The 22,248-nt window shown below is 52.4% G+C and carries 19 protein-coding genes; 11 read left to right on the forward strand and 8 right to left on the reverse strand.

Translation table 11 applies throughout. The features are described 5' to 3' along the window. The first annotated feature begins 35 nt into the window (after positions 1 to 35). Positions 36 to 344: a hypothetical protein gene (locus PBOR_RS37555; RefSeq protein ID WP_081971993.1), complete on the forward strand. Its 309-nt coding sequence runs from the start codon at positions 36 to 38 to the stop codon at positions 342 to 344. A gap of 876 nt (positions 345 to 1,220) precedes the next feature. On the opposite strand, the gene PBOR_RS10880 is transcribed toward PBOR_RS37555, so the two are convergent. Next, entirely contained in the window at positions 1,221 to 2,057 is an 837-nt protein-coding gene (locus tag PBOR_RS10880) for a carbohydrate ABC transporter permease (protein ID WP_042211690.1), read from the reverse strand. Next, positions 2,057 to 2,947 carry a carbohydrate ABC transporter permease gene (locus PBOR_RS10885; RefSeq protein WP_042135351.1) on the reverse strand — a complete coding sequence of 297 codons (891 nt, stop codon included), beginning with the start codon at positions 2,945 to 2,947 and terminating at the stop codon, positions 2,057 to 2,059. The genes PBOR_RS10880 and PBOR_RS10885 overlap by 1 nt, the downstream gene beginning before the upstream one ends. Before the next feature lie 216 nt (positions 2,948 to 3,163). On the opposite strand from PBOR_RS10885, the gene PBOR_RS10890 reads away from it, so the two are divergent. From PBOR_RS10890 to PBOR_RS10900, 3 genes are all read left to right on the forward strand, one after another. Continuing rightward, the gene (locus PBOR_RS10890; protein WP_042219232.1) at positions 3,164 to 5,029 is read left to right on the forward strand and encodes a sensor histidine kinase; all 1,866 of its coding nucleotides are present in this window, start codon (positions 3,164 to 3,166) and stop codon (positions 5,027 to 5,029) included. Next, complete coding sequence (locus PBOR_RS10895) at positions 5,022 to 6,674, forward strand: response regulator (protein ID WP_042211691.1); 1,653 nt, start codon at positions 5,022 to 5,024, stop codon at positions 6,672 to 6,674. The genes PBOR_RS10890 and PBOR_RS10895 overlap by 8 nt, the downstream gene beginning before the upstream one ends. Before the next feature lie 123 nt (positions 6,675 to 6,797). Beyond that, a complete protein-coding gene (locus tag PBOR_RS10900; protein ID WP_042211692.1) occupies positions 6,798 to 8,123 on the forward strand; it encodes an ABC transporter substrate-binding protein in 1,326 nt (441 codons plus the stop codon). A gap of 57 nt (positions 8,124 to 8,180) precedes the next feature. Here PBOR_RS10900 and PBOR_RS37365 read toward each other — a convergent pair whose 3' ends face one another. Beyond that, positions 8,181 to 8,336 (reverse strand): hypothetical protein, encoded by a 156-nt coding sequence (locus PBOR_RS37365; protein ID WP_167549507.1) that lies wholly within the window; start codon positions 8,334 to 8,336, stop codon positions 8,181 to 8,183. A 159-nt stretch (positions 8,337 to 8,495) separates the two neighbouring features. On the opposite strand from PBOR_RS37365, the gene PBOR_RS10905 reads away from it, so the two are divergent. Beyond that, a complete protein-coding gene (locus tag PBOR_RS10905) occupies positions 8,496 to 10,592 on the forward strand; it encodes a glycoside hydrolase family 36 protein (RefSeq protein ID WP_042211693.1) in 2,097 nt (698 codons plus the stop codon). Positions 10,593 to 10,787: 195 nt separating this feature from the next. Here the strand turns inward: PBOR_RS10905 and PBOR_RS10910 are convergent, their stop codons facing one another. From PBOR_RS10910 to PBOR_RS10920, 3 genes are all read right to left on the reverse strand, one after another. Then, the gene (locus tag PBOR_RS10910) at positions 10,788 to 11,096 is read right to left on the reverse strand and encodes a hypothetical protein (protein ID WP_042211694.1); all 309 of its coding nucleotides are present in this window, start codon (positions 11,094 to 11,096) and stop codon (positions 10,788 to 10,790) included. Beyond that, entirely contained in the window at positions 11,093 to 11,671 is a 579-nt protein-coding gene (locus PBOR_RS10915; RefSeq protein WP_157764011.1) for a hypothetical protein, read from the reverse strand. The genes PBOR_RS10910 and PBOR_RS10915 overlap by 4 nt, the downstream gene beginning before the upstream one ends. Before the next feature lie 225 nt (positions 11,672 to 11,896). Next, on the reverse strand, positions 11,897 to 12,316 hold the full coding sequence (locus tag PBOR_RS10920; RefSeq protein ID WP_042211696.1) for a MarR family winged helix-turn-helix transcriptional regulator: 420 nt from the start codon (positions 12,314 to 12,316) through the stop codon (positions 11,897 to 11,899). A gap of 362 nt (positions 12,317 to 12,678) precedes the next feature. Between PBOR_RS10920 and PBOR_RS10925 the strand changes: the two genes are divergently transcribed. Further along, the gene (locus tag PBOR_RS10925) at positions 12,679 to 12,936 is read left to right on the forward strand and encodes an AbrB/MazE/SpoVT family DNA-binding domain-containing protein (RefSeq protein WP_042211697.1); all 258 of its coding nucleotides are present in this window, start codon (positions 12,679 to 12,681) and stop codon (positions 12,934 to 12,936) included. Positions 12,937 to 13,120: 184 nt separating this feature from the next. Here the strand turns inward: PBOR_RS10925 and PBOR_RS10930 are convergent, their stop codons facing one another. Together PBOR_RS10930 and PBOR_RS10935 are read right to left on the reverse strand one after the other, a co-directional pair. Then, positions 13,121 to 13,633 (reverse strand): PadR family transcriptional regulator, encoded by a 513-nt coding sequence (locus tag PBOR_RS10930; RefSeq protein ID WP_042211698.1) that lies wholly within the window; start codon positions 13,631 to 13,633, stop codon positions 13,121 to 13,123. Positions 13,634 to 13,739: 106 nt separating this feature from the next. After that, positions 13,740 to 14,891 carry a YhgE/Pip domain-containing protein gene (locus tag PBOR_RS10935; RefSeq protein WP_042211699.1) on the reverse strand — a complete coding sequence of 384 codons (1,152 nt, stop codon included), beginning with the start codon at positions 14,889 to 14,891 and terminating at the stop codon, positions 13,740 to 13,742. Between the two features lie 195 nt (positions 14,892 to 15,086). Between PBOR_RS10935 and PBOR_RS10940 the strand changes: the two genes are divergently transcribed. From PBOR_RS10940 to PBOR_RS10965, 5 genes are all read left to right on the forward strand, one after another. Beyond that, entirely contained in the window at positions 15,087 to 15,818 is a 732-nt protein-coding gene (locus PBOR_RS10940; RefSeq protein WP_042219233.1) for an HAD family hydrolase, read from the forward strand. 273 nt (positions 15,819 to 16,091) lie between these two features. Beyond that, the gene (locus tag PBOR_RS10945) at positions 16,092 to 16,832 is read left to right on the forward strand and encodes a response regulator transcription factor (protein ID WP_042211700.1); all 741 of its coding nucleotides are present in this window, start codon (positions 16,092 to 16,094) and stop codon (positions 16,830 to 16,832) included. 35 nt (positions 16,833 to 16,867) lie between these two features. Continuing rightward, positions 16,868 to 18,220, forward strand: a complete 1,353-nt coding sequence (locus PBOR_RS10950; RefSeq protein WP_245648127.1) for an FAD-dependent oxidoreductase — start codon at positions 16,868 to 16,870, stop codon at positions 18,218 to 18,220. A gap of 525 nt (positions 18,221 to 18,745) precedes the next feature. Then, the gene (locus tag PBOR_RS10960) at positions 18,746 to 20,029 is read left to right on the forward strand and encodes a citrate transporter (protein WP_245648246.1); all 1,284 of its coding nucleotides are present in this window, start codon (positions 18,746 to 18,748) and stop codon (positions 20,027 to 20,029) included. A 70-nt stretch (positions 20,030 to 20,099) separates the two neighbouring features. Beyond that, positions 20,100 to 22,244, forward strand: coding sequence for a hydantoinase/oxoprolinase family protein (locus PBOR_RS10965; protein WP_042211702.1), 2,145 nt, complete (start codon positions 20,100 to 20,102; stop codon positions 22,242 to 22,244). Positions 22,245 to 22,248 lie beyond the last annotated feature (4 nt).

The raw sequence follows: 22,248 nt of genomic DNA on the forward strand, positions 1-22,248 counted from the left end.
GGACGGCGGTAAGGGGTTATGAGTAACATTCGAACTTGACACCAACACCAACACCAACACCAACACCAACACCAACACCAACACCAACACCGACACCGACACCGTCACCAACACCGACACCGACACCTACCGCGCCTTCACTGGGAAACAAACGAAGGCGCGGGCCCTGGGAGAGAGTAGCTGGAGCTATGCGGACAATAGAGACGTTATTTTACTCAAAAGGCTGCATTCTCAGTCCATACGGACAGAGAAGCCCTGAAGTCGCTGATTTCCCGCCGTTTAGAACCCGAAACAGCAGGATAAGTGTACTGAGTCCGCAACGAGGAAAAAGAGGCCATTATTAGCGAAATAAAGTAAAGTCATCTGAGCGACTAGAATAGAGTCCGTTACGCCTTGCCGGCGGGCGGGCTTTTATTCTGTATAGGGAATTATGATATTCGTCTGTTGTGGATAAGCTTCTTTGGAATTTAGAGCAGCTCCGTTTGAAGGATGAGTTTGTGCTTGATCAGGCACAGAAGTCGGCAGGATAGGAAAACCAAAGGGATAAATCCCTCTGATTCAGCCTAAAGTGAGCGGAATAGGAAAACTAAAGGGATAAATCCCTCTGATTTCTCTGAGTGCGGGCTAAAGGAGGAAATGAGGAGCACTAGTGCCCTTGAATTCCCCGAATGAGAGCCATAGGAGCAAATGAGGGGCATTAGTGCCCTTGATTTGCCTGAATACGGGCTAAAGGAGGAAATGAGGAGCACTAGTGCCCTTGAATTCCCCGAATGAGAGCCATAGGAGCAAATGAGGGGCATTAGTGCCCTTGAATTCCCCGGATGCGAGCTAAAGGAGGAAATGAGGAGCACTAGTGCCCTTAAATTTACATAAGCTGCACAGGCCATATAAGCCGCATAAGCTCAGCTCGATTTACCCGTTAGGGTTACTTTTTTTGTTAGAGTTTTGCAGAACCTTGTCCCGCTTAAACAGCGGAGAGGACGGAACGATTGTGTACAAGCGATCACGGCCGCCTGAAAGCTTTCCGCAGGAAAGCTCACTTCAGAAGCAGCAGTCACCGGATTTTCACCGCTAAGGAGAATAATTAAAATCTGACGCAGCGTCCTCACTAAACGCATATGTAGATCCTGCACAACAGCAAAAGGCACGGCCCAAGCGATCCGCTTAGGCCGTGCCTTATTTGTCTCCGTCGGGTGAGGGGGGAGGAGCAGGGTCAAGGATCAGCCCTTAACAGCCCCGGCAACTACGCCTTTGACGATGTACTTTTGCAGGAAGATGAAGACGACGATGGATGGCAATACGGCCATTACCATGGCGGTCATGGCATACTGCCAGTCCGAGGTATATTGACCAACGAAGGTGTAGGCGGCCAGTGTCAATGTCTTCGTATCCGGCGAGCCGTTAACCATCAGCAGCGGGAGCAGGAAGTCATTCCAGATCCACATCACATCGATGATGACGATGGTGGTGGTTACCGATTTCAGCAAAGGGAAGATGACGCTGAAGAACAGGCGGAAGCCGGAAGCGCCGTCAATCGTCGCGCTTTCATCGATCTCAGTAGGGATACCCTTCACGAAGCCGTGGTAGATGAATACGGCCAGCGGAGCGCCGAAGCCCCAGTACAAGAGGCCCAGTCCCCAGGTGCTCTCGGACAGATGCAGGTTCTTGGCCGTCTGCAGCACAGTCAGCATGATCGACTGGAACGGGATCAGCATCGGCATAATGCACAGGAAGTACAGGACACCGCTCCATCTGGATTTGGTCCGCGCCAGCTTGTAGGCAGCGATGGAGGAGATGAACACGATGCCGAGCAGGCCGACGCCGGTAATGATGAAGTTGTTCAGGAACAGCCGCGGATAGTTGATGAACTCCCATACATAGGAGTAGTTGCTGAAGGTCAGATGCTTAGGGAGGGCGATGACATCGGTCATGACCTCGCTGAAGCTTTTCAGGGAGTTAATAATCGTCAGGAACAGCGGATACAGGAACAGCAGAGACAATATGACCAAAACAACTTCCAGTATGATCTTGCCGGCCTTGTTGTTGTTTGTTTTCATTATGCCTCAACCTCTCTCCGTTTGAAGACTGTCAGCTGGATGATCGTCACGACAAGTACTGCCAGGAACAGGATAAGCGCTTTCGCCGTACCGTAACCGTACAGGTTGTTCTGGAACGTATCCCGGTAAATATCATATGCGATGCTGTATGTGGTTCCGCCGGGACCGCCGCCGGTCAGCGACAGAATGACGTCGAATACTTTGATCGAGTTGGTCAATGCCATGAAGACGGAAATCGTAATCGACGGGGCAAGCAACGGCAGCGTGATGCTGAAGAATCTTCTCATCGGTCCAGCGCCGTCTACGGTAGCAGCTTCCTTAAGATCTTCCGGCACAGACTGCAGACCGGCAATGTAGATGACCAGATAGAAACCGATCGACTGCCAGATGGATACGCCTAAGATGGAGATGAACGCCAGTCCCGGTGTCCCGAGCCAGCTTAAGTCGAAGATGGCCCAGCCGGTGCTCTCACCCAGTGAGTTGAAGCCCTGCATGAAGATGAATTTCCAGATGAAGCCGACAATCACAAGACTGAGGATATAAGGGATAAAGAATGCCGCTCTCAGCCAGGAGGTGCTCTTCAGCTTCATGTCCAGCAGCACGGCCAGCAGAATCGCCAGCACGTTGACGATCACAATGTAAAGGATTGCATATTTAATCGTGAACCAGGCCGCATCGGAGAAGTTCGTATCCCCCGAGAAGATCTGTTTGAAGTTGTCCAGTCCGACGAATTTGGGATGCTTGGAAATCCCGTTCCACTTCGTCATCGAATAACGGATGGTCATGGCAAAGGGAATGTAGAATGCAACTGCGATACAGATCAGAACCGGGAGTGTGAAGATTCCGAATTCGAATTTCTCGCGCCATCTTTTGCCGAGTGTTTTTAACATGGATGCACCTCTTCTTGAGTTATAGGGTGGGAGTATTGTGCCTGGCTTGCCACACATAACCATTCCGGTTAGTCTATATTGTGTATTATAGATCAGACCCCTATACTCAAAAATGGATTTAAGAGTACAGTTAGGGGTAAAAAGGTGAACTGAGTCCGGATGATGAAAATGAGTCTGAGACCGGGGCCAGATACCGGCAGCGGGGAGACGGAGAACATGATTAGACGAGCGCTGTACAAGCTGTTTGAGCCTTTGCTGGAGCGCATTTCCCGCAGGCTGGCCAACAAACTGATTCTATTGTTCACCATTATCATCATTCTGGTGGTAAGCTCATTGACGTACATTTCCTATGGAATGCTGCGCAAGGAATCGGTCAACAACAGCATTGCGAGCACCAGCAACAATCTGCTGCTGGTCGGACGTAATCTGGAGAGTTATTTAAGCGGAATTGAACAATTATCCCTGCCGCAAATCTCATATGATGAGTTCGCTTATGCCATCCTGCATGAATCAGAGGACTACGGCTCCAAGATGTATGTGGAGGATTATCTGAAGAATCTGTATTTCTCCCGCAATGATCTGGAGGCGGTGTACCTGTACGTGATCAAAGAGCACAAGTATTATTATGTCACCAAAGAGAACTATAATATTACCGTCCGGGTGACGGAACATCCGCCGATTGAGAATCTGTCCTGGTATAAGCGTGCTCTGGCGAGTCCGTTCAACCGCTCCTACCAGTCTTTTGTGGAAGACGTCCCGGCTGCGGAGAGCAGTGTGGATTATCCTGTTAACAAGGACAAGGTCTTCATGGGCTATCACCGGCTGCTGCGTTCCATTGTCTCAAGGGAGCCGCAGGCGGTACTTTCCCTTTACCTTAACTCATCGGTGACCGACGAGATTATGAAGGATATTCCGTTCAGCACCGGCCAGCATCTGATGTATATCAGCCCGGATAATGAGCCATTTACAGTGGACGATAAGGAATTCTATCAGGGAAGCAGGAAGACAGGGCTGCTGGACCAGCTGACACCGGAGAAGAACGGGCGTGTGACGTGGTCGGATGAAGAACAGAAGTACCTGGTGATCTACGACATCAGTCAAAAAGAGGGCTGGAAGCTCGTCAAGCCGATTCCGTATACAGAAATCTATGCCGCCGCGACAACGACCCGTAAGCTTAATGTATCGATCGGCCTGCTGTTCCTGGTATTGTCCGTGGTGCTGGTCAGCGTCACTTCGAACAGAATTACGAATCCGCTGAAGAATCTGTCGCTGCAGATGAAGCGCTTCAGTACCGGGAGCTTCGATGCCGAGGCAACGGTGGAGGGCAAGGATGAGATCGCCTATCTGTCGCGCCACTTCAATAAGATGGTCGAGAAGACCAATGAACTGATTAATGAACGCTATAAAATGAAAATCGTTGAAAAAAACGCGGTCCTCAAAGCGCTGGAGGCCGAGATTAATCCCCATTTCCTGTACAATGCGCTGCAGGCCATCTCCACCAAGGCGCTGAAGAACAACAATGATGATATCGTCGAGATGGTCGACAATCTGGCCATGACGCTGAGATACTGCATCAGCGGGCGGGATGTTGTGCAGGCCAGGGAAGAGCTGCGGCATATTGAGCGTTATCTGGCGCTGCAGAAAGCACGGTTCGGCAGCCGGATGCAGGTCGTCTACGACTGGGATGAAAGCCTGATGGAGCTGAGGATTCCCAAGCTGTCGATTCAGACGCTGGTGGAGAACTGCATCAAGCATGCGCTGGAAAAGGTATCTTCTACGGTTACCATCCGAATTGAGGCGCATGTTACGGCTGAGCGCAGTATCATTTCCGTGCTGGATGACGGGCCGGGAATCCGTGTGGAGCGGCTGGAGCAGGTGATGAGCTCGCTGCAGATCCAGTGGGAGGACCGCGAACCGGATGCGGAGGAAGAGGACGGCAATGAGAGCATTGGCCTGAAGAATCTTAACACCCGGCTGAAGCTCCTATATGGAGAAGACGCGGGACTGGCCATTTACAGCAGTGAACACGGGACACAAATGGATATGCGGCTGCCGCGGGGAGGAGTAGGACAACATGTATAAAGTGCTGATTATTGATGATGAGGAGCCCTTGCGCGAAGCAATTAATATTCTGGGAGACTGGAAGGGCTTGGGCGTTGAGCAGGTTCTGGAGGCGACTAACGGCCAGACGGGGCTGGAGATGCTGCGCCGGGAGAAATTCGATCTGGTGCTGGTGGATATGAAAATGCCTGAGCTGAGCGGTGCCCAGCTGCTGCAGATCGCCGAGGAGGAGTTCCCGGATCTGCTGCTGATTGTGATCAGCGGCTACAATGATTTCGAATATACGCGCCAGGCGATCCGCTCCAAGGTGGTGGATTATCTTTTGAAGCCGGTCAACCGGACCGATCTTAACCATGCACTGCGCAAAGCAGTGGACATACTCGAAGCGAAGCGGAAGCGGGAGAGCGAGTTCATCAACCGCAATATTACACTGAATATGTCTCTGCCGAAGCTGAAGGAGAAGATGTATTTGTCCATTATAGAGCGCAGCTTCAAAACCCAGTCCAATGAAGCCTTCCTGCCGCTGATCGGCGCTGACGGAGCAGCCAGCCATTTCGCTGTAGGCATTCTGCGGATGCTCAATCTGGAGCAGGTGCGCAAGGAACGGTTTCATGAGGACCGGGATTTGCTGCATTTTGCCGTAACTAATGTAATGAATGAGAACAGTGACGGACAGTTTGAATCTTTCAGCTTTGCCAGTCCCAAGGGGGAGCGGGAGTTTATAGCTATCTTTACGATGAAAGGCGGATACGGGGCGGACGCTGCGTTTCTGTCTCTGCATCATATGAAGAAGGCCGCATCGACACTGAAGGAGCTGTTCGGCATCGTCTGTGCCGGCGGAATAGGTGATCCGTACAGCGATCTCCTGAGTATTGCCGGTTCTTATGAGCAGGCCAAAGAGGCACTGGACCGGATTGACCTGCTGAGCATGAAGGACAGCATGATCCTGCAGAGCGGCAGTACGACCGTGAAGCCGGTGTCCAAGGACAATCCCTCCCTGACCGGACGGATGCCGCAGATCCGCAGCAGCCTGGAGAGCGGTAACGTGAACCATGCGCGGAGCATTTTCAGCGAGTTTGTCTCCAAATGGAAGAGTGCGGAGTATTTCACGCTGGGTGAAGCCGACAGGACGCTGCAGGAATTCATTATTCTGCTCAATGAGATCGCCGCCCAGCTGGATGCAGTACCGCCGCAGATCCGCAGCAGTAAGGATAAAGGGCTGCATGCCCTGGGCATCCGCAGCGATTTTGCCTCTTTTGAACAGTTTGAGGGTGTACTTAACCAGATATTCGACGTTTATGCCGGAGAGATCAGCCGGACGTTGTCCGGAGACCGCAGCAGTGTGCTGGAAAATATTAAAGCATACATTGATAACCATTATTTTGAGGATATTAAGATATCGATGTTCACGGATAAATATTTCCTGAGCAGAGAATACTTGATGAAGCTGTTCAAGGGGCAGTACGGATACGGCATTCATGAGTATGTGCAAAAGGTGAGAATGGACAAGGCCAAAGCACTGCTGTCCGATCCCGGCCTCAAAATTCAGGATATTTCCGAAATGCTGGGGTACAAGGATAAGAACTATTTCAGCAAGGCGTTCCGCAATTACTATGATTGTTCACCTTCTGAATTCCGGCTGCAGCTGCCTGGGGTAGAAAAGTGAAACGGTTACATGAACACACTTTTTTACCCTCATAAGTTCACTTATGTACATTCTTATCCTTTTTCTTTTTATTTAGAATGATGAGCAAGACCACAAGATGCATAAGGAAAAGGGGGCAACATCATGTTAAAACGATTTATGGCACTATCTGCGAGTCTGCTGCTCGTCGGCGGACTGCTGGCCGGTTGCGGCGGGAACAACAACAATAATGCCGCTAACAACACGGCTGGAACAAATGGAGCCGAGAATACAGCTACAGATTCTTCCAAGCCCGTCACGATTAATATGTTTACCGCATCTCCCGAGTACACAGACGCTTTCAACGCCTACATCGCTGAATACAAGAAGGTTAAGCCCAATGTAACGATCAATCTGGAAATTATGCAGGCTGACTATAATACGGTGTTAAAATCCAAAATTGCCGCAGGCAGCACGCCTGACGTGTTCCAGACTACCGCTGGCGGCGATATCGATACTTTTGCCGAATACAGTGCTGACCTGACCAATGAACCGCTGGCAGCAGCAATGACGGATGCTGTCCGCTCCAACATGAGCTCCACGGATGGTAAAGTGCTGGGACTTCCGGTCAAAGGCAACCTGTTCGTCCTGATGTACAACAAAAAACTGCTGGCAGATGCCGGCATCACTGAAGTTCCTAAGACTACCGCTGAAATGGATGACGCTATCACCAAACTCGAAGCTAAAGGCATCACGCCATTCGCCAACGCCTACAAAGAATGGTGGGTATGGAAGCACATCTTCCAGCACTTCGTTGACGCTGCAGCAACAGATGCAGGTACCGACGCTAAGACACTCGTAGCGGACTTCATCGCCGGCAAAACGACCTTCGCGGATCATCCGGTGCTGAAGGACAACTTCTTCAACTTCATTGATACGACGGTGAAACACGGAACGGACAAGCCGCTTGAACGCGACAGCAATGCTGAAGTCAGTGACTTTGCACTGGGCAAAACCGCATTCATGACCGGTAAAGGCGCATGGGATGAAGAAGCCATTAAGAAAATCACTCCAGACTTTGATCTCGGCATCGCCGGCTACCCTGTCAGCGACAAAGCTGAGCAGTCCCAGATCATCACCGGTGCTGACCAGGCGCTGCGCATTAACAAGGATTCTGCTGTAGCCGCTGAAACGATTGAATTCTTCAACTGGCTGTACACTTCCGATTACGGCAAGAGCTGGTTCTCCACTGTAGCTAAGGTAATTCCTCCAATCAAGGATGCACCGATGCCTGACCTGCAAATGCCTAAGGAAATGGAAGAAATCCTGAAAACCGAGAAATCCGGCGACCTGTCGGTGAACTACTCGCTGGATACGTTCCACCAAAAATTCGGTGAATTGATGCAGGCTTATATCGGCGGCAGCAAGACTAAGGATCAAGCGATTGACGAAATTCAAAAGGCCTGGATTCAATTCGGGTCCGCTCAATAAAAGCTTTAGTACCGGGAGGGCCTCCGAAGTAGAATTATTACTGAGGGGGCCTTCTTTTTATGTAACACCGATTTCAGGGCGCTGGGCGGCCAGTGGCTGGACGTAACTGCGGGATGTTTGGATTTCCGGCCGCTGTTGTCTCCAGATTTCCTGATTATACCGCTCATAGCGGTTGAAATCCGGAGACAAAGGCGGACGCTGCCGCTCCTCCAATTCCAAACCTCCCTCCGTTACTTCGCCACTTATGCAGCAGCGCAGAAATCAGCAGTTACGAATACAAGAGAAGACCTTATAATCAGGGGAGACCGAGAAACAGGGAAACCAAGGAGATCAATATTTGACACAATCATTTGTCAGGAGGCCAAATTAGACATGAGCAGCAAGCTGATCGATATTACCGAGAACGGACTTTATCTTACGATTGAAATTACGGAGGAACAGGATGTGCGGCTGCTGCATTTCGGCGCGGCGCCGCTGGAAGCGGGGAGTATTGAAGATAAGAACAAGGTGGGCTTCAGGCTGCTGGAGCTTCAGCTGTCAGGAGAGGACCGGGCTGAATATCACGGGCGGACGCACCGTGCATCGTATCCGGGATTGCGTATGGTGTATGGCGGGCACAGCGATACGGTTAACCCGCTGGGACGGAAGCTGGAGATTACACTCGTTGATCCGTTAACGGGAGTGAAGGCAGTGCAGCATTATCAGTTCTATACAGGCGTGCAGATTGTACGCTCCTGGACAGTGCTGCGCAATGAAGGGGATGCGGATGCTGCGGTCGAGTATATTTCCTCCTTTGCGCTCACTGGAGTGGATAAAGAGGGCAGTAAAGACCGGGGCGATAAAATCGAAGTGAGCCTTGCTCACAGCGGCTGGCAGAGTGAATTACAGTGGAAGAGCTACAGCCTGCCGGAGCTGGGCATGTCTCATCTGTCCGACCGAGGCTCGAAGCGGATTGCCGCCAGTAATACCGGCTCCTGGTCGGTGGCTGAGCTGCTGCCGATGGCAGTGCTGCAGAACAAGGAGAGCGGGACAAGCCTGTTCTGGCAGATTGAGCACAACGGCTCCTGGCACTGGGAGCTGACGGACCAGTACGACCAGCTTACGCTGCTGGTCAGCGGACCTACGGAGCATGACAACCACTGGTGGCTGAAGCTGGCCCCGGGCGAAGAGTTCACTTCTGTGCCGGTTGCTGCAGGCGCTGTGCAGGGCGGCTTCCAGGGAGCAACAGAACAGCTGACCGCATACCGCCGGATTATCCGCAGACCGAATGAGGACAATGAGCTGCTGCGGATTATTTTTAATGACTACATGAACTGCCTGTGGGGAAGCCCGACGACGGAGAAGCTGCTGCCGCTGATTGATGCCGCCGCCGATGTCGGCTGTGAATACTTCTGCATCGATGCCGGCTGGTATGCCCCCGGAGAATGGTGGGACGGTGTCGGCCAGTGGGAGCCGTCGACCGAGCGGTTCCCGGAAGGGATCAAATATGTGCTGGACTATATCCGCAGCAAAGGAATGATTCCCGGACTGTGGCTGGAGCTGGAGGTTATGGGGATCAACAGTCCGAAGCTTGCTGAGACCGATGACAGCTGGTTCTTCATGCGCCACGGCAAGCGGGTGAAGGACCGCAGCCGGTATCAGCTGGATTACCGCAGCCCGAAGGTCATAGAGCATGCCGATGGCGTCATTGCCCGGCTGGTCGAAGAATATGGCGTAGGGTATATCAAGATGGACTACAACATCAACGCCGGGATCGGCACAGAGACGGATGCGGACAGCTTCGGGGACGGCCTCCTGCAGCATAACCGGGCCTATCTGGCCTGGCTGGACAGTATCTTCGTCCGTTACCCGCAGCTGGTGATCGAGAACTGCTCCAGCGGCGGCATGCGGATGGACTATGCCATGCTCAGCCGCCACAGCATCCAGTCGACCAGCGACCAGGAGGATTATGTGCAGTATGCGGCCATTGCCGCAGGCTCCCCGGCAGCGCTGACACCGGAGCAATCGGCCGTCTGGTCGTACCCGCTGCGCGAAGGCGATGATGAAGAGGTCATCTTCAACATGGTCAATGCGCTGCTGCTCCGCGTCCACCAGAGCGGCCATCTGGCCGAGCTTGCGCCACGGCGCAGGCTGCTTGTGAAGGAGGCGCTGGATTATTACAAATCCATCCGCGCCCATATTCCGCAGGCGTTCGCCTTCTGGCCGCTCGGCCTGCCGGACAGCAGCGGAGAGTGGGTCAGCTTCGGCCTGCGCCATGGCGGCATCCGCTATATTGCGGTATGGCGGATAGCCGGGGAGGCGGCTGAGATCAAGCTGCCTGTTCCGGAGCTGCAGGGACAGGAAGCGGATGCACGCTGCGCCTATCCCAAGGCGCATGGATCGGAATGGAGCTGGAACCCGGCGGAAGGCAGCCTGAGCGTCTCGCTGCCGGCAGGTAAGACAGCGAGACTCTTCGAGCTTCGTTCGTAGGGTGACAACTACGATAGGTCAACACGAGGATGACCGGCAACGCCGGTTGTCCTGAATATTTACAGGGGTATTCCAGGGCCGTACTAAGGCTGCCGGGAATACCCCTTGTTTTGTGAGAGCAGAAAGGAATAAACAGCCGGGTGGCCATCGATTAAACGTTATGTTGCTGTAAGCACTTTTGCCGGCGGATGTTAATTAGGTGTGAATAAATCTGATGCATTTCCGCAATAAGCGCCGGGTGTAATAGAAGGACAAGGCCAGAAGGAACGCCAGGCATAAACTGAATGGCAGACTGAGAAAGTTAGGCAAGGAATAAGACGGGGTTAGGTTCATCCCTATACCGGCGACACCGAATGTCCGTAGAACACCAGCTATAGGGGCAATAACCGCGCATAATGCACTGCCTGCCAACCAGGTGCTTAGAATGGGCAGCAGGAAAAGAATGACGCAGCCTTTGGCAGAATATTTCAGCAGAGCGGGCACGAAGTCAAGAGTAAGTTTCATTTGATAAGACCTCCGGATTCATGGATTAAAATAGTCTTACCTACACGTGATTTGGGATGGACGATAAGAGTGCCGCTATAACGGATTTCTTGAATAACGCATCCGGGACCCACAGTAATATTCACTCCGCTTACGATGTCCGCTTGTGTCTTGTACAAAGTGATAGCGCGAGCTTCAATCGTTTCGCAGCGTAATCTCCGGAAAGGACTCATCAGACCATTTATAAGCTTAGAAGAAGGCGATACTGTAATCTCCCTTTCAGCCATCATGTGTCTGACCTTGCATGGGGAACCCAGCTTGATATGTATTGATTTCCCGCAGGACAAGCTGTTGGCCCGCACACAGCCATCAGCCTGAAATTCATCTGCGGCTGCGTCCCGGGTAACGGACAAATACCCGTTTGAGACCACCTTTTTTGCCTGGAGGCTCTGCACGCGGAGACTTCCGAAACTCGTGATCTCTTGTGCTGCGCAGGACCGTCCGATGGAGCATTCCCCCAGAAGCTTCAGCCGGGCCGTTGTTAAATTACCTTTCACATGTAAATGTCCAAACACATGCACTAATGCTGCGTCCATATTTCCCCGGCAAAGACGAGAACCATAAACTTTCAGCGGATTCCTGTCCTCCTGAAGCTGATTAAGTGCAGGCATACGGTATTCACCGCCATTCCTATATATTTTAGTTACTATAATATATATTAACTAAAATATATATTCAATATAATATTTTGTGGATATGCACAAAAAAACTGCACTTCCCTAAGGGAAATGCAGTCTGTGCAGGATGAAATAGCTTTGCTGTTACTGTACAATTCTGCCCATTAAGTCATCGATGGTCTGCAGCGTCGTGGATATTTTATCGAGCTCGGCCACTGCAAATTTATCGAACAAGGACAGAATACGCTGTTTGCCATGTTCGGTGAGCACAATATTAACCACTCTGCGGTCTTCTTTGGTGCGTATTCTCTCGACATACTCCAGATCCTCCAGCTTATCGCACATGAAGGATGCGGCACCCGGTGTAATCACAAATCTCTCAGAGATATCCGTAATGTTAAGGGAGCCCGTAAGCTGAAGCTGAAACATCAGCATGATCTGATTTTGCGACAGTGATTCCTTCTTGGTTATCAGGTCTACGAAAGCCTGTGATTTCTGCTGCACATTGGCCATATGATCCATGACTTTATAGATGGCTTGTTCTTTCCCTGCTTCTTCGCTCATGGAAACACTCCAATTTAGTATAGTGATTAAAATATATAGATAGTGTAACTTTGTTGTCAAGTGAAGGCGGCGTATAGTCCCTGCTTACCAGTTTGGGCGGCGGGAGATTAACTTGTGCCGGGAAATACTTATTAAAGAATAAAATGGATATAAAAGACTTTTGATTATTATTTTGTCGAATATGCTCTAAACTTTGTCGAATAATTTGTCGATAAATATCAAAAGATGTAGAAATAAAATTGACAGGAAAGAAATAGCACTTTACAATGCAGATATAGCATAATCATTTCTACTATTTAGAAGCTTTGATAGCTTTTAACACTGAATGATGAATTAAGCGTTATTTCAAGGGAGGATGCATAATGATGAAAGCAACAGGTATTGTAAGAAAAGTAGATGAACTGGGACGTATCGTGATTCCGATTGAACTACGCAGAACGATGGGAATTGACATAAAAGACCCGCTCGAAATTTTTGTGGACGGCGAAAAGATCATTCTCAGAAAATATGAACCTACTTGTATCTTCTCCGGAAGTGCCGAGAACCTGATCAACTTCAAAGGCAAAATGGTCAGCAAAGATGTTCTCGACGAACTGATTGCAAGCTTTGACCACATATAAGTTTTGCTCTGAACCGCACCGTAAATAATGACGGCAGGGACCGCAGCACAGACACTTTACCGTGTTTGCACTGCGGTCCCTTTTAAATATTACAAACAAAGACGGCAGATCCCGGGCGTAGGCTCAGGGCTGCCGTCTTTGTCATTTCGGATATGATGCGGGGAGTCAGAACTAACAATGCTTTCTAACTCTCCAGTGCACTTTGTACTCTTCGGATAAAAGCATCGTATTGCACCAGCCCCAGCTCAATACAGAGCTTCTGGGAGGGCGTCAGCTTGCCGATCTTGTCCAGCTCCTGCAGCTTATGCTCCAGATCATCGTACATCTCCTGTTTGGCCCGTAGGGCTTCGCGGAGCAGGGTTTGCATCGTCTCTTCATCCGCCATGTCCCCGAAATACAGATGCATCAGGAAGTCGGAACGGAGCACCTCCTTCTCCGCAGGCTGACGTAAATACTTCTGGAAGTGCTGTTCACCGTCGGGGGTAATTGTAAACAAGTTCTTATCCGGTTTGCCCTCCTGGCGTACCGCTTCCCTGGAGATCAGACCCAGCTTCTCCATCTTGCTTAAGGTAGGGTAAATCGTGCCGAAGCTGGCATCGAAGAAGAAGGAGAAATACTCCTCGAAATGCCGCTTGATATCATAGCCGGAATGGGGCTTCTCACTCAGAATCCCGAGTATTACATCTTGAATGTTCATGAACGTCTGCCGCTCCTCTCTCTCGTTCCTACCATATCACATCTGTGCTGCCGGACTCAATTTGAACTCGGGGAAGGTGTCAGGGGCTAAGAAGCTTCGCCGGTGCTCAGGCATTGGCTGCCGCTTCGGCCCGGATTGCGCCTTTCTCCCGGCGGAGAAGTGTAAGCAGCACACTGGCTGCCGTAGCAACAGCGGCAATATAGAGCAGCGCCGGCATGTCGTGCAGGATACCCTCACCGCCAATAACGAGATCGAGCATGCCGTCCACAGCATAGTAAGCAGGGAAGAATTGGCCGACCGACTGGTAAAAGGGTGACAGTACATCCCGGGGAATCGTTGCCCCGGAGCTCAGCATCTGCATGGACAGCAGCGCAATGTTCAGCCACGCTCCGGCGTCGCCGAGCAGCACAAGGCTGAGGTTGGCTACCGTCATGCAGGAGAGGATGACGACAAATTCAAACATCCACATGCCGAGGAAGCCTTGTGAAGAGTGGATGCCGAGAACGTGCAGCAGTGAAGCGCTGATGAGTGAGCCGGCAAGTGCGGTGCCGGCCATCAGCACATACCGGGCGCTAAGACGCTGCCATTTGCCGGCAACAGCGGCCAGACTGGCGGAGGCCTTGCTCAGGTTCATCGCCAGCAGCATACCGCCGGTGAAGGAAGCCGTAACGACCATTAGCGGAACCATGGTTTCAGCGAAGTTGGCAGCCGGATTCACAATCTGCACATCGGAGCTGATCCGGCTTGCCGCACTGCTTCGAATCATTGCGGCTTCTGCTTCCGGCAGCTTCATGGCAGTGAGCACGCCGCCAAGTCCCGCAGCACTGCTCTTTGCATCCAGGGCAGCAGTGACTTTGGCTGCTACGCCCTGCATGACATTAGAGACCATTTGCGGATTGGATTCGTTCAGATAATAACGGATCTTGGCCCCGGCCGACAGATCGTTTAGTGAAGCAGTAAAGCCCTGGGGAAGCTCAATAATCATCCGGAGGGTACGGTGTCCGAGCTGTTCCTGCGCCTCTGCCAGCGAGAGGCCCTTCACCTGCTCGAAGTCCAGAGAAGCCGATATATTGTCAGCGATGGACTGGGCCGCACTGCCGTCTCCGTTAACAATGGCAATAGGCAGCTGATCTACCCGATCGGTGACATGATCGTAGCCGGTGATCCAGATGAGGCTGAAAAAGACCTGAAACAGCAGCGCAGTAATAATCCCGACGATGGTTACGGGTTGTTTGAGAAACTGAATAATTAATTTCATTGTGCAAGCACTCCTTATATCAATGTGTTATATGACAATATGTAATATATCATTATGAAATAATAAAATCAATACATATTCTTAGGTTCGTAGACAATACGTGCTTCTTTCCTATATCATTAAGGTCGTGTAATGGATGCTCCAGAGGAACCAGAGGGTCATATGCAGAACAATTTGGAAGGGATGGGTCACCTTATGAGTTATGAAGAACAGACACAGGCAGAGCACAGACAACTGCCGAAATTGAACAAACCGGAAGCCATCGTATTTGATATGGATGGTACGCTGTTCCAGACGGAAAGCCTGTTATTACCGGCCTATCATAAAATGTTTGATATTCTGCGCGAAGAAGGGCTGTATTCCGGGCCGACTCCGCCGGAGGAGCGTATATTGGGCAGCCTTGGCATGCTGCTGGCACAAATCTGGAAGAACGTGATGCCGGAAGCGGATGAGGCGGTGCACCGCCGGGCGGATGAGCTGCTGCTGCAGCTGGAGATCGAAGGTCTGGAAGCCGGGGGAACAGTCCTGTATCCTAAGGTAGTGGAAACGCTGCGTGCACTTCACGCGCGCGGAGTTAAGTTGTTCGTCGCCAGCAACGGGCTGGAGGATTATATTCACAGCATCGTCGTGGTGCATGAGCTGAAAGAGCTGTTCGAGGGCTTATACAGTGCAGGCGGACAAGGAACCGCGACCAAGACGGAGCTGCTTGGACTCCTGCTGGACAATCATAATATCAGCAGCGCCTGGATGGTGGGCGACCGTTCGTCTGACGTGGAGGCGGGCAAGGGCAACGGGCAGACGGTCATCGGCTGTGCGTACGCCGGATTCGGACGGCAGGATGAACTGAAGGGCTCTGATGTTATTATCTCTTCCTTCGATGAATTAATTGAGCTGTATGATAACAGCACAGCAGCGCAAGACTTGTAAGGAAGCAGGTCTCTGAGTAGCTGTGTGCAAAAGCAAGTACACACGGATGTCTTTTCCGCCGGATCACCGGCGTTAAGGACATCCGTTTTGGTATCATCAGGGATGGATACGGAGAAATCTCGAAATTTCATACCTTTTCTCGAATGCGGACCGTTTCTTTGAAGGTGTGCAGATTTTATACTGATAGTGTAAGCGTTTCACCAGAAGTGAACCTCTGGAGCCCGGCGAAAGCGGGCGCGGCGGCCCGGATATTGTGGATGAGGAGGGATAGGCTTGCACAAGCTGTTTCTGGTTGAAGATGAAGCCCTGATCCGTTCTGGCCTCAAACATTTGATTGAGGAGGTTATCGGCGGCTTTCAGGTGGTCGGTGAAGCAGAGAACGGAAGACTTGCGCTGGAGGCGCTCAAGAGCGTGAAGCCGGATGTTCTGATTACGGATATACGAATGAATGAAATGAATGGTCTGGAGATGATCCGGCGGGTCCGTGACCAGTACCCTGATCTGTACATTCTAATTCTAAGCGGGTATGCCGACTTTGAATATGCGAAGCAGGCGATCAAATACGGCATCAGCGATTATCTGCTGAAGCCGGTTGACCGTACGGAGCTGGCCCAGGCACTGGGGGATTACAGGCGCAAGTACGGAACCCGGAGCAGCCAGGCCGACCAGCCGGAAGAGGGCGGAACAGACCTGAAGGGCAGGCAATTGATCCGTAAAGTGAAAGAACTGGTTGCCCAGCGGCTGGATCAGGAAATTTCACTGCAATATATGGCGGAGCAGGTGCATCTGAATCACCAGTATCTGTCAGTGCTGTTCAAATCGGAAACAGGGCAGAACTTTACGGATTATGTCTCGGAGTGCCGGATGAACCGGGCCAAGCAGCTGCTGAAGGAAACGAATCTCAAAATCTATGAGGTAGCGAAATTATCAGGCTATCTAAGCTCCAAGCATTTCATGGCGGTATTCAAGGACTATACGGGCAGCACTCCCACGCAGTACAGGGAACAGCTGTAATGTAACCGTTAACTTAATGGGGAAAAGGAGGAGTAATGATGCGGAAATATGAAGTTGTTGTAGCAGGCGGCGGGGTTTCCGGCTCGATCGCGGCCATTGCAGCAGCAAGGGCAGGCGCCAGGACATTGATTATTGAGGCAGGTGGATTCCTCGGCGGCACCTTGACTGCTGCGGGCGTCGGGCCGATGATGACTTTTCATGCCGGGCATAAGCAGGCTATCCAGGGGATCACTGATGAGCTGATCCAGCGGCTCCAGGCGCTCGGCAAATCACCGGGGCATATCCCGGACGCGACGAACTATACCTATTCGGTGACACCGTTCGATGCCGAAGCGATGAAATACGAGCTGGATCTGATGCTCCAGGAGAGCGGAGGCGAGGTGCTGTATCATACGATGCTGGCGGGAGCTGAAGTGTCCGGCAGACGCATTGAGTCGCTTACCCTGTGCAACAAGGGAGGACTCAGCCGGATTACGGCGGATGTGTTCATTGATGCTACCGGAGACGGGGACTTGGCTGCCTGGTCCGGGGTTCCGTTCACCAAAGGCCGTGAATCCGATGAGCAGTCACAGCCGATGACACTGAAGATGAAGATGAGGGGGGTGGACACGGAGAAGATTAAGGCGTACATCCGGGAGCACCGCGAGGACTTCCCTCGCATGAACCTTGATATCACCGTGATGGATTCGGCGGCCAGATTATCTGTCGCCGGCTTCGACAAGCAGTTCCGGGAGGCCAAGGCGCGCGGCGAGATCAGTATTCCGAGAGAGGATGTGCTGTTCTTCGAGACGAGCAATCCCGGTGAGATTATCATGAATACGACACGGATTCTGGGCAAGGACAGCACAGATCCTTGGAGCCTCAGCGAGGCAGAGATTGAAGGGCGCAGGCAGTGCCGGGAGCTGGAGATTTTTCTGAAAAAGTATATTCCCGGCTTTGAAAATTCTGTGGTAGTCTCCACAGGCCCGTCCATCGGCGTCCGCGGTTCCCGCCAGATCAAAGGCGTGTATACGCTAACTGCGCAGGATATTCTGTCGGTGAAGCCCTTTGCGGATGTGATCGCCCACTCCGGGTATCCGATTGATATTCACAGCCCGGACGGTGAAGGAACCGCAACGGATCATCTGGAATGGGGGGCGATGTACGGCATCCCTTACCGCTGCCTGATCACGAACGAAATCGACAACCTGATAGTAGTCGGCAGATGCCTCTCTGCTACTTTTGAAGCCCAGGCGGCTGTGCGGACTACTCCAACGGTAGGGGCAATCGGTCAGGCGGGCGGAACTGCGGCGGCATTGGCTGTAAAAGTAGGGGTTCCTGTCCAGCAGGTGGACTGCAGCAGACTGCAGCAGACACTAGTGGCGCATGGTGCTTATCTGGAGGTGTAACGGGCGGCGCTCTAACTGTATTTTGTGCAACTAAAGTGAGCGGTTATTGCGCTGTGAAGGCTTTAATTGCATTTGATACAGTTATAATCCCCCATATTCCGCAAAAGGGGACTTACCGTTATTTTTAGTTGTACAGAATACAGTTATTCTGATAAAACCGGCTTTTCGCCAGCTTTTAGTTGTATGAAATACAATTAAATGTGTTGCTGCTGCTATTGCTGCTGTTGCTGCTGTTGCTGCTGTTGTTGCTGCTGCTGCTGTTGTTGCTGCTGCTGCTGTTGTTGCTGCTGCTGCTACTGCTACTGCTACTGCTGCTATAGCTCTGTTACTAGCTTCTTACACCCCACACTGGTTACTCTCAAAGACCGGGAAGCGCGGAGGTGATACGGAGGTGGTCATTTTCAAGATTAATCTATAACGTTCATTTGATTCCAAGATTGCTTGGTTTCCGATGGTAATTAAGCACAATAATTCTTATAACAACGTATATTTCACAAAACTTTAGGAGGAATTGGTTTGGAAACTGTGCAGATTATCGGCATTTTACTAGTATTCATTGTGTTTGTGGGCCTGATGATGACCCGCAAGCTGACCACGCTGCTCGCCCTGCCGATGATGGCGATACTGCTGGCGGCGATCGCGGGCATCCCGCTCCTGTCCGATAACCCGGACACCTTCACCATCACCAAGGGTGTGCTCGCCGGCGGGGCCATGAAGCTGTCTACCGCCATCGCAGGACTGATCTTCGGCGCCTGGTTCGGCCAGATTCTCAGCAAGGTCGGCATCACGAAGACCATTATCCGCAAGGCGGCGGAGCTGGCCGGTGACAAGCCGCTGGCAATCGCCATTATTTTTTTCCTCGCTGCGTCTGTAATCTTCTCGGCTGCCAACGGACTGGGTATGGTCATTCTCGTCGGAACGATCGCTATTCCGATTATGCTGACCGCCGGGCTTAAGCCTTTTGTCAGCGGCCTTGTTGTCCTGCTGGCCAATGCGGTCGGCGTAGTCTTCAATGTCTCCACCTGGGCCATATATACCGACGTGCTTAAGGTGCCAACGAACACGATTGCTTCGTATTCACTGATCTGCGCCGTTCCGCTGATTGTCATTGCCTTGATTATGATCGTCTATTATACCCGCAAAGACGGCAAGGTCCGCCGCGCCTGGGCCATGCCTCTTAAGCCGGAATTCCAGGCTCAGGATACCAAGAACGTAAGAGCCATTGCGCTCATCAGCCCGCTTGTTCCGGTGCTGCTGGTATTTTTCCTGAAGGTTGATATTGTCTCTGCAGTCTTCATGGGGGCGGTTGTCACCCTGCTGCTCGCCACACCGAAGCGTCCGATCCATGTGCTGTCGAGTGCGCTGGTGGAGGGGATTCAGGATGTGGCCGGTGCGCTCGGCCTGATGATCGGGATCGGGATGCTGCTCAGCGCGGTAACTGCTCCTCCGGTGGCGTTGTTGATTCAGCCGCTGATTGAAGGCATTATTCCAACCAGTCCGCTGATGTACATTCTTGTCTTCACCCTGCTGTCCCCGCTTGCGATTTACCGTGGACCGCTTAACGTTTGGGGGCTCGGCAGCGGAATCGCAGCACTGATTGTTGCCGGAGGCATGGCACCAGTTGCGGCTATGCTGGCACTGCGTATCGTGAGCAATCTGCAGGCTGTCAGCGATCCGACCAACTCGCACAATGTCTGGATCGCCGACTACACCAAGACAGATATTATTGAGACGCTGCGCAAGACACTGCCATGGATGTTCGCGGCTGTGATGATCTCGATGATTATCGCGGGTCTGACCGTTTTCTAGATTAAGTTTTGGTTAGGCGAATACGGATTGCAGATTAGAGACATAAGCTTCATGGAGAGGAGAACCTGCTATGAACAATAAGCAAATCAGGATCGGCATCGATGTCGGAGGAACCTTCACGGATGCCGTTGCGATAGACAACGAGACCTTTGAGGTGCTGTCCAAGGTCAAAATGCCCACAACGCATCACGATAAACGCGGAGTAGCCAGCGGGATTGTCCAGATCATCCAGCGGGTTATGAGCGAGAACGCCATTCTTCCCGGTGACATCAAGTTCATCGCCCACGGGACGACGCAGGCGACCAACGCCCTGCTCGAAGGTGATGTTGCCCGTGTCGGCATCGTAGGGATGGGCACGGGGCTCGATGCCCGCAGTGCCCGCTCCGAGACCAATGTGGCCAATATCGAGCTGGCTGCCGGTAAATATCTCACCACCTATCACAAGTTCATTGATTCGAAGGAGCTTACGGCTGCAACCATTGATGAGGCGATCGATCAGCTGCTCGCCCAGGGGGCAGAGGTTATTGTGGCCTCGGAGGCCTACAGTGTCGATGACCCGGCCAACGAGCTGATAGTGATGGAAGCGGCGCGCAGCCGGGGCGTATACGCCACCGGCGGACATGAAATCTCCCAGCTGTACGGGCTGAAGACACGGACCCGCACAGCGGTCGTCAATGCAAGCCTGATTCCCAAGATGATGGAGACCGCCAACATGACCGAGCAGGCCGTCAAAGAAGCGGGGATTACCTCCCAGCTGATGATCATGCGTTGCGACGGCGGTGTCATGAGCATCGACGAGGTGCGCAAGCGTCCGATCCTGACCATGCTGTCAGGGCTGGCGGCCGGTGTGGCCGGCGCCCTGATGTATGAGAAGATATCGGACGGTATTTTCTTCGAAGTCGGCGGAACCAGCGTAGATATCTCCGTGATCAAGAACGGCAAGGTCATGATCGAGAACGCCCAGGTGGGCGGACATAAGACGTATCTGCGTTCGCTGGATGTACGGACACTCGCCGTTGCCGGGGGCAGCATGATTCAGATCGGTGGAGGCAAGATCACGGATGTCGGCCCGCGCAGTGCACATATCGCCGGTCTGGAATACGAATGCTTCACCGGTAAGGAGAATCTGGAGCAGCCCGCCATCGGTCTGGTCAGCCCGCGCGAAGGCGATCCGGATTACGTCACCGTCCGCAGTGCAGGCGGGCATGAATATGCGCTGACTCTGGCAGGAGCGGCGAATCTGCTGAACCATGTGCCGGAGGAGGATTATGCCCGCGGGAATATGGAGAGCACAAGAATAGCCTGGCAGGCGCTGGGTGCCCATCTCGGGATGTCTGCGGAAGACGCAGCGAGGGCTGCGATAGATATTGCCATCCGCAAGGTGATGGCTGTGGTGAATCAGATGATCAGCGATTATGAGCTGGACACCGGCTTTATAACGCTGGTGGGCGGCGGAGGCAGCGGAGCGGTGCTGGTTCCGGCCATGGCTGCGAAGGAGGGCTTCAAGCACCAGATTGCCAATAATGCGCCGTATATCTCCACGATCGGCGTGGGCATGGCGATGGTCCGCGAGCAGATCGAGAAGACTGTGGTCGGTGCCACGGAGCGGGATATCAAGCTGATCCGGGCAGAGATTATGGAGAAAATCGTCCAGTCTGGAGCGAATGAGGCTACGGTGGACGTGACGATCGAGATTGATTCGCAGCGCAATATTCTGCGGGCGATCGCCACCGGCTCCACCGAGCTGCGCTCGAAGGATCTGGCCAGCCGTGAGGTGCCGGTGAACGAGCTGATGCTGACGGCAGCGGAAGCGCTGGGCCAGCCGGCGGACAAGACGGAGCTGAAGGCGGCCTCCGGCAGATGGTTCCTGTTCGAGTCCAGCGAGATCAAGAAGTCCATGTTCGGGCTGGTGAAGAAGAAGCTCAGCCATATCGGTGTATTGGACCGCGAGGGCGTGGTGCGCTTCAAGAAGACGAATGCGTATCATCTGGCTTTTTTGAAGAAGAATATGGCCGACCGGTTTGCCTCGTTCCTGGAGGAGAATACGATCTATTCGGATGCCAATGCGACCATCCCTAAGACCTTTGTCTTCTATAAGGAAAAAATGCTCGACCTGACCGGGATGCAGACCAAGGAGCAGCTGTTCTCCATTCTCGAAGTGGAAACACAGCTGCTAGAGGACAACAGTGAAATGCTCGCTGTCGTCTATCAGTAGGAGG

The organism is Paenibacillus borealis, from assembly GCF_000758665.1.
Taxonomy (GTDB): domain Bacteria; phylum Bacillota; class Bacilli; order Paenibacillales; family Paenibacillaceae; genus Paenibacillus_AQ; species Paenibacillus_AQ borealis.

Bases quoted from the DNA above. Each gene is read 5' to 3' on its own strand.
- PBOR_RS10880 (WP_042211690.1), bottom strand. From the start codon at position 2,057: ATGAAAACAAACAACAACAAGGCCGGCAAGATCATACTGGAAGTTGTT.
- PBOR_RS10885 (WP_042135351.1), bottom strand. From the start codon at position 2,947: ATGTTAAAAACACTCGGCAAAAGATGGCGCGAGAAATTCGAATTCGGA.
- PBOR_RS10890 (WP_042219232.1), top strand. From the start codon at position 3,164: ATGATTAGACGAGCGCTGTACAAGCTGTTTGAGCCTTTGCTGGAGCGC.
- PBOR_RS10895 (WP_042211691.1), top strand. From the start codon at position 5,022: ATGTATAAAGTGCTGATTATTGATGATGAGGAGCCCTTGCGCGAAGCA.
- PBOR_RS10900 (WP_042211692.1), top strand. From the start codon at position 6,798: ATGTTAAAACGATTTATGGCACTATCTGCGAGTCTGCTGCTCGTCGGC.
- PBOR_RS10905 (WP_042211693.1), top strand. From the start codon at position 8,496: ATGAGCAGCAAGCTGATCGATATTACCGAGAACGGACTTTATCTTACG.
- PBOR_RS10910 (WP_042211694.1), bottom strand. From the start codon at position 11,096: ATGAAACTTACTCTTGACTTCGTGCCCGCTCTGCTGAAATATTCTGCC.
- PBOR_RS10915 (WP_157764011.1), bottom strand. From the start codon at position 11,671: ATGGACGCAGCATTAGTGCATGTGTTTGGACATTTACATGTGAAAGGT.
- PBOR_RS10920 (WP_042211696.1), bottom strand. From the start codon at position 12,316: ATGAGCGAAGAAGCAGGGAAAGAACAAGCCATCTATAAAGTCATGGAT.
- PBOR_RS10925 (WP_042211697.1), top strand. From the start codon at position 12,679: ATGATGAAAGCAACAGGTATTGTAAGAAAAGTAGATGAACTGGGACGT.
- PBOR_RS10930 (WP_042211698.1), bottom strand. From the start codon at position 13,633: ATGAACATTCAAGATGTAATACTCGGGATTCTGAGTGAGAAGCCCCAT.
- PBOR_RS10935 (WP_042211699.1), bottom strand. From the start codon at position 14,891: ATGAAATTAATTATTCAGTTTCTCAAACAACCCGTAACCATCGTCGGG.
- PBOR_RS10940 (WP_042219233.1), top strand. From the start codon at position 15,087: ATGAGTTATGAAGAACAGACACAGGCAGAGCACAGACAACTGCCGAAA.
- PBOR_RS10950 (WP_245648127.1), top strand. From the start codon at position 16,868: ATGATGCGGAAATATGAAGTTGTTGTAGCAGGCGGCGGGGTTTCCGGC.
- PBOR_RS10965 (WP_042211702.1), top strand. From the start codon at position 20,100: ATGAACAATAAGCAAATCAGGATCGGCATCGATGTCGGAGGAACCTTC.